The sequence below is a fragment of the Aequorivita vladivostokensis genome (assembly GCF_000952855.1).
GTDB classification, from domain to species: domain Bacteria; phylum Bacteroidota; class Bacteroidia; order Flavobacteriales; family Flavobacteriaceae; genus Aequorivita; species Aequorivita vladivostokensis.
In genome coordinates this window covers 72,553-88,870 of sequence record NZ_JSVU01000004.1, presented here as the reverse complement: position 1 = coordinate 88,870, position 16,318 = coordinate 72,553, and the positions used below count along the sequence as shown (strand labels likewise).

The 16,318-nt window shown below is 41.6% G+C and carries 13 protein-coding genes; 8 read left to right on the top strand and 5 right to left on the bottom strand.

Annotation, left to right across the window (positions count from 1 at the left end; all coding sequences use genetic code 11):
• The first annotated feature begins 94 nt into the window (after positions 1-94).
• Positions 95-2,407, top strand: a complete 2,313-nt coding sequence (gene porZ, locus MB09_RS07350) for a type IX secretion system anionic LPS delivery protein PorZ (RefSeq protein WP_045080262.1) — start codon at positions 95-97, stop codon at positions 2,405-2,407.
• On the top strand, positions 2,407-3,126 hold the full coding sequence (gene recO / locus MB09_RS07345; protein WP_045080261.1) for a DNA repair protein RecO: 720 nt from the start codon (positions 2,407-2,409) through the stop codon (positions 3,124-3,126). Before porZ ends, recO begins: the two co-directional genes overlap by 1 nt.
• Positions 3,127-3,140: 14 nt before the next feature.
• On the opposite strand, the gene MB09_RS07340 is transcribed toward recO, so the two are convergent.
• Positions 3,141-3,719, bottom strand: coding sequence for a GNAT family N-acetyltransferase (locus tag MB09_RS07340; RefSeq protein WP_045080260.1), 579 nt, complete (start codon positions 3,717-3,719; stop codon positions 3,141-3,143).
• A 117-nt stretch (positions 3,720-3,836) separates the two neighbouring features.
• Between MB09_RS07340 and MB09_RS07335 the strand changes: the two genes are divergently transcribed.
• The 3 genes from MB09_RS07335 (at position 3,837) to MB09_RS07325 (ending at position 7,132) form a co-directional block, all read left to right on the top strand.
• Positions 3,837-5,231 carry an NAD-dependent succinate-semialdehyde dehydrogenase gene (locus MB09_RS07335; protein ID WP_045080259.1) on the top strand — a complete coding sequence of 465 codons (1,395 nt, stop codon included), beginning with the start codon at positions 3,837-3,839 and terminating at the stop codon, positions 5,229-5,231.
• A gap of 24 nt (positions 5,232-5,255) precedes the next feature.
• Complete coding sequence (locus MB09_RS07330; protein WP_045080258.1) at positions 5,256-6,536, top strand: PQQ-dependent sugar dehydrogenase; 1,281 nt, start codon at positions 5,256-5,258, stop codon at positions 6,534-6,536.
• A 95-nt stretch (positions 6,537-6,631) separates the two neighbouring features.
• Positions 6,632-7,132: a pyridoxamine 5'-phosphate oxidase family protein gene (locus MB09_RS07325; protein ID WP_045080257.1), complete on the top strand. Its 501-nt coding sequence runs from the start codon at positions 6,632-6,634 to the stop codon at positions 7,130-7,132.
• Positions 7,133-7,190: 58 nt separating this feature from the next.
• Here MB09_RS07325 and MB09_RS07320 read toward each other — a convergent pair whose 3' ends face one another.
• Both MB09_RS07320 and MB09_RS07315 read right to left on the bottom strand, forming a co-directional pair.
• Complete coding sequence (locus MB09_RS07320) at positions 7,191-7,901, bottom strand: TVP38/TMEM64 family protein (RefSeq protein WP_045080256.1); 711 nt, start codon at positions 7,899-7,901, stop codon at positions 7,191-7,193.
• 21 nt (positions 7,902-7,922) lie between these two features.
• Complete coding sequence (locus MB09_RS07315; RefSeq protein WP_045080255.1) at positions 7,923-8,378, bottom strand: hypothetical protein; 456 nt, start codon at positions 8,376-8,378, stop codon at positions 7,923-7,925.
• 974 nt (positions 8,379-9,352) lie between these two features.
• On the opposite strand from MB09_RS07315, the gene MB09_RS07310 reads away from it, so the two are divergent.
• Entirely contained in the window at positions 9,353-10,000 is a 648-nt protein-coding gene (locus tag MB09_RS07310; RefSeq protein ID WP_240484816.1) for a hypothetical protein, read from the top strand.
• A 115-nt stretch (positions 10,001-10,115) separates the two neighbouring features.
• On the opposite strand, the gene MB09_RS07305 is transcribed toward MB09_RS07310, so the two are convergent.
• Positions 10,116-12,389 (bottom strand): T9SS type A sorting domain-containing protein, encoded by a 2,274-nt coding sequence (locus MB09_RS07305; protein WP_045080254.1) that lies wholly within the window; start codon positions 12,387-12,389, stop codon positions 10,116-10,118.
• Positions 12,390-12,611: 222 nt separating this feature from the next.
• Between MB09_RS07305 and MB09_RS07300 the strand changes: the two genes are divergently transcribed.
• Together MB09_RS07300 and MB09_RS07295 are read left to right on the top strand one after the other, a co-directional pair.
• Positions 12,612-13,901, top strand: a complete 1,290-nt coding sequence (locus tag MB09_RS07300) for an aminopeptidase P family protein (RefSeq protein WP_045080253.1) — start codon at positions 12,612-12,614, stop codon at positions 13,899-13,901.
• Positions 13,902-14,037: 136 nt separating this feature from the next.
• A complete protein-coding gene (locus MB09_RS07295) occupies positions 14,038-14,808 on the top strand; it encodes an alpha/beta fold hydrolase (protein WP_045080252.1) in 771 nt (256 codons plus the stop codon).
• Positions 14,809-15,188: 380 nt separating this feature from the next.
• Here the strand turns inward: MB09_RS07295 and thiL are convergent, their stop codons facing one another.
• Entirely contained in the window at positions 15,189-16,244 is a 1,056-nt protein-coding gene (gene thiL, locus MB09_RS07285; protein ID WP_045080250.1) for a thiamine-phosphate kinase, read from the bottom strand.
• Positions 16,245-16,318: the final 74 nt, after the last annotated feature.

Here is a 16,318-nt window from a genome sequence, read left to right as displayed (position 1 = left end):
CTTTTTTAGCAATAAAAGATATGGAAAGGCTTTTTCATTCCAGTACCGCAATAAATAGTATTTTAGCGTGTTAATATTCAAAACCATATATATTATGAAGCAGTGGGCAATTGCTTTGCTAATTATACTTCCCTTTCTGGCAGGCGCCCAGAATTTTGAGGACCGCTGGACGGGTCATTTCTCCTATGTTTCCATAAAAGATATTTCACAAGGTGACAATAAAATTTTTGTGGGGGCTGAAAATGCCGTATTCACCTACGATCTTGCCACGCAGCAGATAAAAACGTACTCAACCATTAATGGGCTTTCTGGTAATGCCATTACAACCATACACTATAGCGATACTTTCAATTTATTGGTAATCGGCTACGAAAATGGGCTGATGGAGATTATTAAAGAAGGTGAAGAAAACGTTTTAAAAGTAGTTGATATTTTAGAAAAACAAACCATTCCCCCAGATAAAAAACGCATCAACAACTTTACCGAATACAACGATAAGGTTTACATTGCCACCCAGTACGGAATATCGGTTTTTGATTTGGCCCGACTTGAATTTGGTGATACCTATTTTATCGGCGACGGCGGTAGCCAAATTGATATTGTCCAGACTGTCGTGCAGGAACCTTATATTTTTGCTGCCAGTTCTACCAGTGGAATGCGCAGGGCTCTTGTGGCCGATGATAATTTGATAGATTATCAAAACTGGACTACCATAATAGGCGGCGGATTTAGGGCTGCGGAAAAATTAGGAAACGAGCTTTTCGCTTCCAATAGATCAAACACCATTTTGCGCTTTACGCCAGATGGAATTACCAGCGCAGTCCAGAATTTCAATTCTGAAGTACTTAAATTTCGATTAGCAGATAATTTATTGACCATTACTACAAAATCCTCCATTCAGGCTTATTCTGATGGTTTTGTACAGGAGGCGGCGGCAAGTACCGTTCTGGACTTCGACCTCGATTTACTTTCCGGTTATGGTTTTGGTAACAATTTTTACATCGGCACCAAGGAGGATGGGCTTTTAATAGTGCCTTTTGGAGGTATGCAGGCTACCCAAATTCTTCCCAATGGGCCTATTAGAAATAGGCCTTATGCTTTGGATGCATCACCCGGTCAACTTTGGGTCGCTTTCGGCGAGGTGGACATAGATTTCAATCCGTATCCACTTTCTAGATTTGGTATAAGTCATTTAAAGGATACACTTTGGAACAACATACGTTATGAGGAACTGAGTGCTGCGGTAGGTGGAGAGCCTACCGATCTGGTGAAGGTTACTATCAACCCCGAAAAACCCGAGGAAGTTTTTATAAGTTCATTTGAAAAAGGACTCCTTAAAATTGTAAATGAAGAGCCCACCATACTTTACAACGAAACCAATAGTCCACTTGATAGAATTATTGTAACCGCCCCGAACGGCAATATTGACAATGGTATAAGAATATTTGGTTCCGAATTCGATCGTCAGGGCAATCTCTGGTTTGTTCAGACCAAAGCCGATGAAGGCATTATTAAGTTAACGCCAAATGGACAATTCCAGAAAACCGATATCACGGATATCTTGCCCAGTCCCCTTTCAGAGCTCGCTTTAAATAAGTTGGCGATAAGTAGGGAAGGAAACATTTTTATTGGCACATACAGCAACGGGTTAATTGGTTATAGCCCAACGCTCAACAAGTTCAATAAGATTTCCGATAATCCCGGGGCGGGTAATTTGCCTACAAATAACGTCAGGGCCCTAGCTTTTGATGCGCAGAACAGATTATGGATCGGCACCCTGAAAGGATTACGGGTGTTGTATAGTCCCGGAAGTTTTTTTGATGAGGGCACCACTCCAGATTCACAATCAATTATTATATTGGAAGATGGAGTGCCACAAGAACTACTTTTTGAACAATCAATTACCGATATTGAAGTAGATGGGTCAAACAATAAGTGGATTGCAACAGCCACCTCGGGTGCCTTCTATCTATCGCCAAACGGACAGGAAACCTTGCTGCGCTTTACAAAAGATAATTCGCCCTTACCTACCAATAACGTACAGGATATAGCGATAGATCCATTTACCGGGGTAGTATATTTTGCGACCACGCAAGGCTTGGTGGCCTATCGGGGAACCGCTACCGCACCCGGAGACAATTTGGAGAACGTTCACGCTTTTCCCAACCCTGTACGGCCCGGATTTAATGGAAACGTAACTATTGACGGCCTCACGGCGCAGGCCAATGTTAAAATTACCGACATCACCGGTAGCCTGGTTTTTGAGGAAACCTCTCAAGGCGGAAGCGTGCTTTGGGACACCACTGCTTTTGGAAGATATAAAGTGCGATCGGGCGTGTATCTGGTGCTCGTTACCACTGAAGATAACGTTGAAACGAAGGTTTCAAAAATAATGATAATCCGTTAATGGTCGTTGCCACCAAAGCCATTGTTTTTTCAGCAATTAAGTATTCCGAAGCACATCTTATTGTAAGTTGTTTTACGGAAACGGCGGGTATTAAGAGCTATTTGCTCCGCAATATAATGAAGACCAGGAAAGGCAAACTGAAGGCATCCTTCTTTCAGCCGCTCACCCAGTTGGAACTTATCGCCGAGCACAAAAACAAAGGCACTTTGGAATATATTAAGGAAGCCAAAATTTCCTTTCCATATAAAACCCTGCATACCGATATTGTAAAATCAGGATTGGTTATGTTCTTGGCTGAAATGCTGAAAAACTGTATCCGTGAGGAAGAAACCAATAATGAACTCTTTGTTTTTTTGGAAAATGCGTTCCAGTGGCTGGACGGTCATGATGAGGTCGCTAATTTCCATATTTTCTTTTTATTGCAACTAAGTATGTATTTGGGTTTTTACCCAGACGCCACGGCTATTGAGAAAAACTATTTCAATATTGTGGAAGGAAATTTTCAGGAAACAAATACTTCCAATTATTGTGTAGATGGCGAGCGGGTTGAAAACTTTAAATATTTCTTCAAAATAGACTTTGAGACACTAAGCACCGTTAAAATCAGCAAACATGAGCGAAAGGAATTGCTTGAACTTATGCTTGCATATTACAGCTTTCACGTGCAGGGCTATCAAAAACCGAAATCGCTGGCGGTTCTCAACCAATTATTTTCATAACTTAATGGAAGGTGCTAAAGTTTAAGCTGTAAGTGCTCATAACGTTCTTTGCCCAGTTGCTTTTGGCCAATGGCCTCAAAACCTAGGGCGAGGTATAATTTTTTGGCATTGGGATTTTTAAAATCTACCAATAGACCAATCTTTTCATGGCCTTCCACTCTGGATTGGGCAATCGCGGTAGCCAATAATTTCTTGCCAATCCCCTTTCCCTGATGGTTTGGCGCGACGCTCACGGTATCAATATACACCTCCCCGGGAATGGTTTCGTCTTCAATAGTAATATTGGTGGCGTTGTACTCTTCAGCAATATATTTTAGAAATGGAGCGCGATATTCCGGCAATAACTTACCATCATAAAAGGTGATCGATCCCAGGATTTCTCCCTCTTCCTCATAAACCAAAGTGTGTTCAAAGCTATACTGGTTGGCTTTTTTCTGAAAGAAATATTCAAACAAAGGAATAGCTTCCGCAGCTTCTTCAGTATTGGCAAAAGTACAGGCCAGATCCTCCATGGCCTGCACGATTAAGGGCGCCACTTGGGTATAATCGGTTTTTTTGGCTGGGCGGATAGCTTCTGTGTTGAGGTTTTTCATAATGGCATTGGTAAAAATGTAAAAAAATGAAATTCAGCAAAGGGCAACAAAAGTATAACAGTTTCTTAAGACACAATTATTGCCCAAAACAATATATTCATCAAAAAGAAAAAAATTATGGAAAAAGAACAACAAAAAGACCTGAAAACTATTAATCCCTCAACAGGGAAGACAATCAAGAAATATTCTTTGATGACCGATAAGCAGGCGGACGATGCGGTGAAAAAATGCCACGACGCCTTTATGGATTGGCGTTTAGTTTCCCACAAGGAGCGTGGAAAGATAATAAAGGCCATCGGGAAGGGCCTAAAGGAAAATGCAGAGGAACTCTCAGAATTGATGACTACCGAAATGGGGAAACTCCTAAAACAAAGCAAACAAGAAGTTGAGCTTTGTGCAGGTATCTGCGACTGGACGGCGGCCAACGGTCCTGAAACCCTGAAGGATGAGGAGCGCGAACTGCCCGACGGTGGCAAAGGGTTGATTACCTATTCTCCCATTGGTGTAATTTATGGCATCCAGCCGTGGAACTTTCCCGTGTATCAGGTAATTCGATATTCCATAGCAAACCTTATGGCCGGAAACGGTATTTTGTTGAAACATGCCGAAAACGTTACCGGTACAAGCCTTATGCTTCAGAAAATTTACGAAGATGCCGGCTTGCCCAAACACCTATTTACAGTTTTAAAAATAACCCACGATCAGAGCGATAAGATTATAAAGCATGAATTGGTGCGGGGTGTTACCCTTACTGGAAGTCCCGATGCAGGGCGTACCATTGCCAAAAAGGCTGGGGCCGCGCTAAAAAAGACCGTTATGGAACTGGGCAGTAACGATGCCTATATTGTTCTGGAAGATGCAGATCTGGAACTGGCGGTAAAGATGTGTGTGAGAGGAAGAATTTATAACAACGGTGAGACTTGCGTGGCCGCAAAACGTTTTGTTGTGGTAGATAAAATTTATGATGAATTCCGCGATGCTTATGTGGAGCAGATGAAAAAAATAACTCACGGCGACCCAACCGACAAAGATTCAAAAATTGGTCCGATGGCGCGGAAGGATCTTCGCGAGACGCTTCATGAGCAAGTGGAAAAGAGTGTGAAGAAAGGAGCCAAAATTCTTTGTGGTGGCGAAATGCCCAAAGGCAACGGATTCTTTTATCCGGCTACGATCCTCGATAATGTAAAACCGGGACAGCCTGCCTATGATGATGAACTATTTGGTCCCGTGGCGTCGCTTATCCGTGCTAAAGATGAGGATGATGCCATGCGCATTGCCAACGACAGCAGATATGGTCTGGGCGGGGGAATATTCTCTAAAGACGAGAAGAAAGCCATAGACCTGGCCAGTAAATATTTCGATACAGGAATGGTTTTTATCAACAGCTTTGGCCTTGCACAGCCAAATATGCCCTTTGGCGGCGTGAAGAATTCTGGATATGGCCGTGAGCACGGTGGTTTCGGGATGAAGGAGTTTGTAAATGAGAAAGCCATAATGCGTCTTAAAAACTAATGACTAATTATAAATATTCAAAGTATGAAAAGGTTTCTCTTAATTGTGTTGCTGTTGCCGCTTTCAATTTTTTCACAGGTTGAAACACAAAAGAAATTGCCCGATCCTTATGCAACCAAGCCCGTTTCCAATTATTCCAATGTTATAGGTTGGGAAGATGGCCAAACACCTAAAGCTCCCGCGGGTTTCACCGTTACGAAATACGCAGATGGTTTTCAAAACCCCAGGTGGATGTACGTAACTCCCAATGGCGATGTGCTGGTTGCAGAAAGTAATAGCAATTACAGCATTCTGAAGCAAATTGGTGCTACAATAATAGGGGCAGGGGGCTCCAATAATCTCGCAAAAAGCGCTGACGTAATTACGCTCCTTCGGGATACCGATAATGATGGTATGCCTGATTTACGGCAAACTTTGCTTACTAAAGAGGATGGCCTCAACCAACCTTTTGGAATGTTGGTTATTGATAATTGGCTGTATGTAGCAAATACCGATGCCATTTTGCGCTATCCATATGTGCCGGGACAGACCAATATTACGGCAAAGGGCAAAAAGATTGCAGATTTGCCCGCAGGAAAGGTAAACCAGCACTGGACGCGGAACATACTTGCCAATGCCGATAATTCCAAAATTTATATAGCCGTGGGCAGCGGTGATAATATAGGCGAAAAGGGAATGGAGCACGAGCTACTGAAAGCAAACATTCTTGTAATGGATCCCGATGGCAGTGGCCTAAAAGTATATGCCACTGGCTTAAGAAACCCAGTGGGAATGGATTGGGAGCCAACTACACAAATACTCTGGACTACCGTTAATGAACGGGACGGCCTGGGCGATAATCTAGTGCCCGATTACTTAACCTCCGTGCAGGAAGGTGGTTTCTATGGATGGCCTTATATGTATTGGGGAAATCATCTAGATCCTCGAGTGCCTATTCCACCCAATATAAAATTACAGCAGCCCATTGTGCCCGAGGTTGATCTCGGCTCGCATACCGCTTCCTTAGGATTGCTATTTTACACGGCAGACGCTTTTCCGCAGAAATATAGAAATGGGGCATTTGTGGTACAGCACGGCTCTTGGAATAGGGATATTCTTTCTGGTTACAAAGTAGTGTACGTTCCGTTCAAAAATGGGGAACCTGCCGGTAAACCAGAAGATTTTCTTACTGGGTTTATAGTTGACCCACAAAAGGACGAGGTGCGTGGCAGGCCGGTAGGGGCAGCGCTGCTTCCCGATGGGTCCATGTTGATTACCGATGATACTACCAACCATATTTGGCGTATTGCATATACTGCTGAATAATTCATTTTGTTTATTCTTTTTCCAAAAAATCTAAACTTTATGATTTCCTTAAAAGGCTGTCCCCACATTGTTTAGTATCTTCAAAATAAAAAACTATGAGCACAAAAAATCTTTACAGTACCGAAGCCAAAAAGAAAATTAAGGAAATGGCCGAGTCCATAGATTTTACTATGATGGCTACCAACTTAAAAAATCAGCCGTTCCACGTTATCCCTATGAGCACGAAAGAAGTGGATGACGAAGGCAACATTTGGTTTTTAAGCAATAAAACCAGTGAGCACAACCAGAACCTTGAAAAGGAAAACAAGACCCAACTTATCTATGCCGATAAGGGCAACTTTGAGTTTCTGAGTATTTACGGTCGTGCACACATAAGTACGGACCGCAACAGAATTAAGGAATTATACGGTAGTGGTGACGATGCATGGTTTGATGGCGAGGATGACCCTATGATTACGGCAATTAAGGTGGTGCCCGAAGACGCCCATTATTGGGACACCAAAAATGGAAAAGTACTTTCCCTATTAAAAATGGCAAAGGGCGCCGTTACCGGCAACGAGCCAGACTTAGGCGTACAGGGCGATTTAAAAGTATAATTATACTTCCTTCCTAATTATATCCCTCCAAAGGTGGTTTTGTCTTTGGAGGGATTTTTTAGTTTTTCTTCTTCTGTTTTTTGTCCCACCAAATGTAAATTCCAAATAATACCAGACTGGCCAGCGACCCCCACAGCAGGCCGGATTTTAGGGATTCGGTGTTTTGGCCCGTTATCGCTATTAGGAAGGTGAGGGGCGCAATGCCCAATAGCGTTGCCGAAATAAATTTCCAATATCGCATGCGCAACAAGCCGCCCACAAAACTGATGGCATCGTTGGAGAGGAACGGGTTTAGGCGTGTGATAAAAACTGCCCAAAAGCCATAGTTGTTCAGGAAATCGGTCATTTTTTCGGTGGTTCCTTTCCCCAAAAGGCGCGCGGTCAATTCGGCACTCAAAAATTTTCCTATAAAATATCCAACGGACGAGGCGCAAAACACCGCAATAAGAATGATAACACTCCCCCAAACCGGTCCGTAGGCCAAGATGGAAACTATCATGAGCAGGACGGAGGGGATTACCAAGAGAAACATTTGGACAATCATCGCGAGGATAATTACCACCGGGCCCATCCACCCAAAATCGCTCACCCAATTTTTTATGCGGGTTTCATCGTTGCTGGTAAGCACTTGCCACGCTTCATTAAGAAACTGGTTTACCTGCGGAATCGCAAAATAGGAAAACAACAAGACGGCAAGAATCGCCACGGAGGCATATAAGGGCGCCTTGCTCTTTTTTACGGAAAGATCCGCAACGTCTTTTTGCTGCATACAGGGGTGGGAATTTGTTTTTTAGACTTCGGCCTCCACTTGTGGGTTTACCGCTTTCGCCTTGCGCAGCAAATCGGCGGGATCCATTACGTTGGAGATGCCTTCCAGCTTACACAGGTAGGCAATGGCTGCGGCGAGCCCTCCAAAAAGTGTTTCCTTGTCGGTGGGGTTTTTGGGCTTGGCATTTTTGTGGTGCAGGGGCAAGGTGTAGCCGCAGCCTTTTAAAAATTCGGCCTCTATGTTTAGAAGTTCCAAGGGCGTATATCCGTTGAACCGCCGTCCCAGGCTTTGGTGCACGCGCCCCACATAACTGAGTTGAAACATCCCGTGCCCATTGCTCAGGTGCTTCCAGCTATCGGTACCGTCACAAATATTGCCCACGGCGCATTGCTTGCAGCACTCGGGGTTTAAGGTGTTGTTATGAAAAGCGGTATAAAGTTTTTGAAGGGCCTGGTCCAGTCTTTTTGAAGTTTTCATGGGAACTGATTTTTTTTACTTCCTATGAAATTACTAAAACCTGAGAAGAACGCCTCCCTTTTTTTGAAATTTTTAGCGAAATGGAAACATACCGTCCTATTTCCGAAGCGACTATTTTTTAGAAACCGATATCTGCTTCCAGAACTTTTTTAAAAGAGTCTATTTTTCGTCTAATATCACTGTTGTTTAATAAAATAGTATAACGGACTAATAAAACACTATAACAGTCTAATAAAATTATACGGAAGACTAATTAAATGCCATAACAGACTAATTAAATGGTATATAAGACTAATTAAAGTATACGTTTGACTAATAAAATTATCTGTTTAACTAATAAAATTATCAGTTTGACTAATAAAATTATTAGTTTGACTAATTAAACGCCACAACAGACTAATTAAATAGCATAACGATCTAATAAAAAACCATACAGATGAAAACGAAGTTACACCAACGCCAAAGACCCACTGGAGCCGCGATGGAAGAGGAGAATAAAATACTGCAAACCAAGGTGGAAACGTTGCAGGCGGCTATCTGTAAATAAGGGTTTTGTATTATATTTGAAGATAAACAGTATAACTGTATTATGGGAAAAATCATCTTATGGTTTTTTCTCATTAAAAAAACCGAGATGATCAGAACAATAAATATCAATCGGAATCTTATCAAATTTGGTGTTCCGCTTGTTCTTTTAGGGACGCTAATTTTGCTAATGAAATCTTCCTTTCTAAACGGGAATGATACTTTAAGCTTTGCAATAACGACTGACTTACTTTTGACAGTTCCACTTGTTTACTTTCTGCTAATACGAAAATCCAAAATTCCGAATACTACGGTTATTCCTGTGATGATAATCGGGCTTATAATTGGTTCATATTTTCTGCCCCCAGAAAGTCAAACCTATTTGTCAATTTTCAAAACTTGGGCCTTGCCAATAATTGAAATTTCAATATTGACTTTCGTAATAAAGATTGCAAGGTTCTACACCGGACTTCTTTAACGCCCTTAAAAGTACTTGTTATGATATTCTTCCAAAAAAACTTGTATTGCCTTTTGCAACTGAAGTTGCGGTTTTCTATTATGGTTTCATAAATTGGAAAACCAAAAAACTTAATGATAATGAATTTTCTTATCACAAAAGAAGTGGAACACCAGCTCTTTTTTATGCCTTCATTCTAATTATTGGTATCGAGACAATTGCTATTCATTTTTTACTTACACGCTGGAGTTTAATTGCCGCTTGGATTTTAACAGCATTAAGTATTTACTCAGCTATCCAAGTTTTTGGATTCGCGAAATCGCTGACACAAAGACCTATTACTATCAATCAAGAGAGTATTACTTTAAAATATGGTATTTTAAATGAAGTTGAAATCCCCTTTTCTGATGTTGACAAAATTGAACTTTCCCAAAAATCACTAGCAAAAGACAAATTGACCAAAACACTCTCGCCACTTGGAGAACTTGAAAGTCACAATGTAATACTTCACTTGAAAAAGGAGAATGAATTAATGGGTCTTTATGGCATCAAAAAGAAATTTATTATACTTGGATTCCATGTGGACGAGCCTAAAAAATTTAGTGAAAGAATGAAATGCTCCCTACAACATTCTGTATAGTATATACTATGGGGGATACGCACCATTCAGTAGCCGTTGAAAGCAATTCGAAAAATGGGTTGATATAGAAACTACAAAAACAATTATAAAGCGAATAAAAGACCAATATTTTCAATCAATTCTTTAAGAGCTTGATGGTATGGCTTTTCTTGTTAGATGTAATTTTACAAAAATAAACACCGTTTGCCTGTGAGGCCAAATCAAGCAAGAAGCTGTTTTTTCCTAAGGAAACCTGTTTTAAATTCAAAGTTTTTATATTTCTTCCCATTATATCAAACACCTCAATAGAAACGGGACTGGCATCCGTTGAATAGAAAACTATGGTAGTAGTTTCAGAAAAAGGATTTGGGTAATTTAAACCATCCATTTGTTCATTAAAATCCGCGTCATTCACGCCCAGGGTTCTTTGTAGGGTTCGGTCTATACAATCAAACCCATCAATCCCGTTTGGATTATAAATACTAAAACCTTCGCTTTGTGTAAGTGTCCAAATATTTCCGAAGGAATCTACGGCTATATCTTCCACCTGTTTGTGCGCAAGTGGGGAGCTTCCGTCCAACAATGTAGTAAAGGTATTTCCCGTGCCATCAAAATATGAGATTCCGCCGTAATAGGGAAATATTTGTGTATTGTGGGCACTTAAGTAAATATTGTTGTCTGCATCAAAATCGATGGCGGTCACATAGTCTGCGGCTATGTTGCTGTTACTTTCGTTCCAATTGGTCCAGATGGTGCCGTCATATTTCCACAATCCCGTGGTGGTACCCAACCACATATGGTCATTGGCATCAAAAGCAACGTGAAGTACGTGCTCGATACCTTGAGGAGATAAGTCTATATTGGTCCACGATCCGTTTTCAAATACATCTATCCCTTGGTAACTACCCACATACATGGTATTACCACGAGACCCCAGACTATATGGAGGACCGGACAATCCGTTAGACATATTCCAGACAGTCCAAGTGTCGGCAACCTTATCAAACATAATAGCATTATTGTCAGTAAGAGCAAACAATTTACCGTCATCTGTGGCATTTAATTCTTCAATAAATTGAAGTGCCGGGGTGGAATTGGTATTGTCATAAGTAGTCCAGGCGGCATAGTCCCAATAATTACCGTCCGGAACATGAATGATATAGCCCGAGGTGCCAGTGTATGAAAACCAAATATCGCCATCGGCATCTTCAGTAATTGAGGTTCCGATGGTAGTGGAATATAATGTCTGCGGATTTGGGAATAAACCCCCGTTCTCAGGGCCATATACTTCCCAATTTGGGCAATCAAAAACCTGGATCCCACCGTTGCCATTGGCAAACCATCTGCGACCTTGACTATCAATAAAAATATCTTCGTTGAAATTGGTTGGCAGTCCAGTATTGTAAGCTGTATATTGAATCCAGCCCGTACCGTCATTCTTTGCCACCACGCCGTAACCCGATACCCAGTATGTGCCATCATTGTCTATGTATGAATCGAACATGCTTAAATTCATATATTCGGAAGTCCAAGTAGTGCCGTCAAACAATAAAACGCGAGAGCTGGAACCTTCGGCTATGATAACCTGGTCGCCGTGAAGGGCTAGCGAACGTCCTTGCACATTTGTAATGGGCCAATCGCTCTCGTTGATCTGCGTCCAGTCTGTGCCATCAAAAATATCGACCGCACTGCCCACCAAGGCCCAAACCCTGTTTTGGTCATCAATGGCAACTTCCCAAACATTATCTGCCGAAAGGCCGCTATTTGCTGAGGTATAATGTTGCCAAGTAGTGCCATCATAAGATATAAGACCATTGTTTGAGGCTATCCACTTTACATCGTTGTCATCAATGGCTATATCCCTTAAATTGATTCCCGGGGGAAGGCCCGAATTTGTGGAGGTGTAATAGCTCCAATCCGTACCGTCAAAATAACCCACACCACCCAAGTCCGGGTCGGTATCGGTATTTACGGTCCAGACGGTATTGCCGGCGCCTATGGCTATACCTTCAACATTGGTGCTTAAAAAAGGTGTGTTGCTAGTGTCATAATGGGTCCAAATGAGTCCATCGCCGGAAGTAGTTATACCGGCTTCAGACCCGACCCATATAATACCTATACTGTCAAAGGCAATGTCATAAATCAATCCATTCGGTAAATATTCATCTGAATAGGTGGACCAATTGGTATAAACAGTGTCTGTAGTAGCAATGCGCACCAAACTGCCTTCGTCGGAAGACTCGTAGCCCCCGGTCCAGATATTTCCAAAGGCATCCCCTTGCACAACAAAATGAAGTGCTCCACCAATACCCGTATTTTCCCTACGGATGTAGCTCCAGTTGGGATCTTGGGCGAACAGTTGCGCACTAAGAGAAATTAAAATCAAATTGATGAGTAGCTTTATTTTCATGACTTTTGGTTTTTTATTTAAACAAGACTATCGAGAAAAACCCTACCTAAACTTTTGCGTATTGCGTGCAATAAATCTCCATTCTTTCAAAAATACTATGTAAAGTATTGAATTTTAATGAAATAAACAACATTTAAAAATACATTGGCACACTTTTAACCCATTCTCGCTACAGGATAACTTTATAATAATTAATTTTGAAAAAATTCAGAAAACTACATTATGAAATACGATCAAATACCCAGCAAACTCTTTATAAAAAACCGCAAAAACTTTATGGCCCAAATGAAGCCAAAGAGTGTGGCGGTCTTTAACAGTAATGATATTTATCCCATTGGCGCAGATAGCACCATGCCATTCCAGCAGGCACGCGATATTTTTTACCTAACCGGTGCCGACCAAGAAGAAACCATTCTGGTTCTTTTTCCCGATGCACCAAACAAGGAACACCGCGAAATGCTGTTCGTGCGCGAGACCAACGACCACATTGCCGTTTGGGAAGGCGAAAAACTCACTAAGGAAAAGGCTACCGAGGTAAGCGGCATTAAATCTATTTATTGGCTAAAGGAATTTGATAAAATTTTCTTTGAAGTAATGACGCAGGCAGAGCGTATTTATTTCAACACCAATGAGCATTATCGCCAAAGTGTGGAAACCGAAACCCGCGAAGATCGCTTTATCCAGAAAACAAAGGAAAAATTTCCGGCGCACAGTTGGGAGCGAAGCAATCCTATCTTGCAACGCCTGCGTAGCGTAAAGGATAAAATTGAAATAGACATCCTACAGCAAGCCTGTGATATCACGGAAAAAGGGTTCAGAAGAATCCTTAATTTCGTAGAACCCGGCGTTTGGGAATACGAGATCGAAGCTGAATTCATGCATGAATTTTTAAGAAACCGTTCCCGTGGTTTTGCCTATACCCCCATCATTGCCAGTGGAAATAACGCGAACGTGCTACACTATATAGAGAATAACCAACAATGTAAGAAAGGTGATTTGCTTCTTTTGGATGTAGGTGCTGAGTATGCCAACTATTCCAGCGATATGACGCGCACCATTCCCGTAAGCGGAAAATTCAGCAAGCGGCAGCGCGAGGTGTACGATGCCGTAAAAAAGGTAAAAGACAATGCTACAAAAATGCTCGTTCCCGGAAATTATTGGAAGGAATATCACGAAGAAGTGGGCAAACTAATGACGAAAGCCCTTTTGGATTTAAAACTTTTGGACAAGGCTGATGTGAAAAACGAAGATCCAAACTGGCCTGCCTACAAAAAATACTTTATGCACGGCACCAGCCACCACATTGGGCTGGATACGCACGACTATGGTATCCTGTGGGAAAAGATGACCGAAGATATGGTTTTCACCGTTGAGCCGGGAATCTATATTCCGGAGGAAGGTTTCGGCATCCGATTGGAAGACGATGTAGTTATCCAAAAAAAGGGCGAGCCATTTAATTTGATGCGTAACATTCCTATTGAGGCAGAGGAAATAGAGGACTTGATGAATTAAGCCCTTCTAACCCTACCGACGTGTCTACAGCAGGCAGGTACGAAGGTGAAATTAATAATATAAACTTCATTTGAAGAAATAATAAAAAGTTCAGACCCCACAGTTCTTTTAAGATCTTTGGGGTCTTTTGCAAAATATGATGTTTCAATTCAAAAATACTCCAATTCATTTTGAAACCTTCGGAAAAGGGCCAGCAAAGGTTCTTCTCCACGGGTTTTTGGAAAGTTCCAATATGTGGAATCCCCTAATCCCAGAGTTTTCAAAAAAGAATACCTTAATAACGATGGATTTTCCCGGCCACGGGAAAAGCGGGGTTATTGCAGAAATACATACTATGGAGCTTATGGCCGAAGTAGTGCAAGAATTACTTCAACAATTGAAAATTTCGTCAGCAACGTTCATCGGCCATTCTATGGGTGGTTATGTTGCTTTGGCTTATGCTGAAATGTTTTCAGAAAAAGTTGAAAAATTAATACTTCTTAATTCAACACCCGAAGCCGATTCCGAGGAGCGAAGGGAAAACCGCAATCGCGCCTTAAAGGTTATCCGCCAAAATCCGCAAGCCTATATCAGCATGGCCATTGGCAATCTGTTTGCCGAATCCTCTCGCGAAAGATTTGACAAGAGGATCGCAATTTTAAAAAAGGAAGCATTCGCATTCCCCGTAGAAGGAGTAACCGCCGCCATTAAAGGTATGCGGGACCGAAAGGACAGATCGGCAGTTTTAAAAAATTTCACTAAACCAAAAAACGCGATATTGGCAAAGGAAGATCCCATTTTACCGGTTTGGGATACAAAACGGATATTCGACCAATGCGATGCTTCAGTAAAAATAATTGAGGGCGGCCATATGAGCATGATAGAAAATGAAGAAACCGTTGCGGAATATTTGCATTTAATCGGATAAAATTTGCACTTTATCTAAAAAAACGTTAATATTGAATCATTAACCCCAAATTATTTGTTAAGATGGATAAAGTTACGCCCCAAAGCCGACCTCCAATCTTGAGCCTTGTATGCAGTGCGTTTGGCCATGATTACATTGTTACCCGTAAAATTACCGATCACATTAATGAATATAAATGTGCTTGTTGCGGCAAGGAAGTCTCAAACAGTTATTCAGGTAAATTTGAACTGCTTACCCGCAGGCAACGTGAGATAAATGAATGCCTTTCTACGTTTTTTATGAAAAAGAAAAAGCTTTCAATTCATTAAAAAGCCCACACTATTTTTGATAATTCTGTTTCCTTTCAAAGGAAAGCAGATTTGTATTGCCTTGTAAAAAGGTTATTCCTCATTCTTCAGCGCATTCCACCCGCGTGCAATCAGAGGTATTTTAGTTCCCGCACGGCTTATTAAATGCACACCTTCTTTTTCGTCGGTTATATGACCAATGACCGTTAAATGGGGATTACCCTTTATTTTTGGGAAATCTTCGGTACTAATGGTGAAAAGCAACTCATAATCCTCACCACCACTTAAGGCGATGGTGGTGCTATCCAAATTAAACTCCTCACAGGTAGCAATAACCTGCGGATCCAGCGGGATTTTATCTTCATATAAATTACAACCCACTTCGGAATTTTTGCAGATATGGATAATTTCGGAAGACAGGCCATCGCTAATGTCAATCATCGCTGTTGGTCTCACCTCCAATTCTTTTAATAAATTAGTAATATCCTTACGGGCCTCGGGTTTCAATTGTCTTTCCACCAAATACGAATACGGTTCCAGATCGGGCTGTGAATTTGGGTTCACTTTAAAAACCTCCTTTTCGCGCTCCAAAACCTGAAGTCCCATATATGCCGCACCAAGATCCCCAGTTACAACAAGCAGATCGTTTTCCTTAGCGCCACTTCTATATACGGCGGCACCTTTCTTTACGGTTCCCAAGGCAGTAATGCTTATTAACAAGCCTGTGGTGGATGAGGTGGTGTCGCCTCCTACTACATCCACATTGTACAATTGGGCCGCGGCCTGGATGCCAGCATATAGTTCTTCCAAAGCTTCCACTGGAAATCTGTTTGATACGGCCACGCTTACCGTAATTTGGGTGGGTTCAGCATTCATGGCGTACACATCGGATAGATTAACGATCACTGCCTTATATCCCAAATGCTTCAATGGTACGTAACTCAAATCAAAATGGACGCCTTCCACCAATAAATCGGTTGTTATTACCAATTCCTCCTTAGGGTCGCAGGCTATAACGGCAGCATCATCGCCTATTCCCTTAACAGTCGATTTTTGTTTTATTTTGAAATTTTTGGTTAAATGATCAATCAGGCCAAATTCACCTAAATTTTCAATACTTGTATGGGAGCTGTCCTTATTTTCAAACATGGTTCAGATTTCTTAGGAATTTTGGCAAAAGTACATCTTCGAAAACCAATATAAAAGTCAAATAAAACATTGCT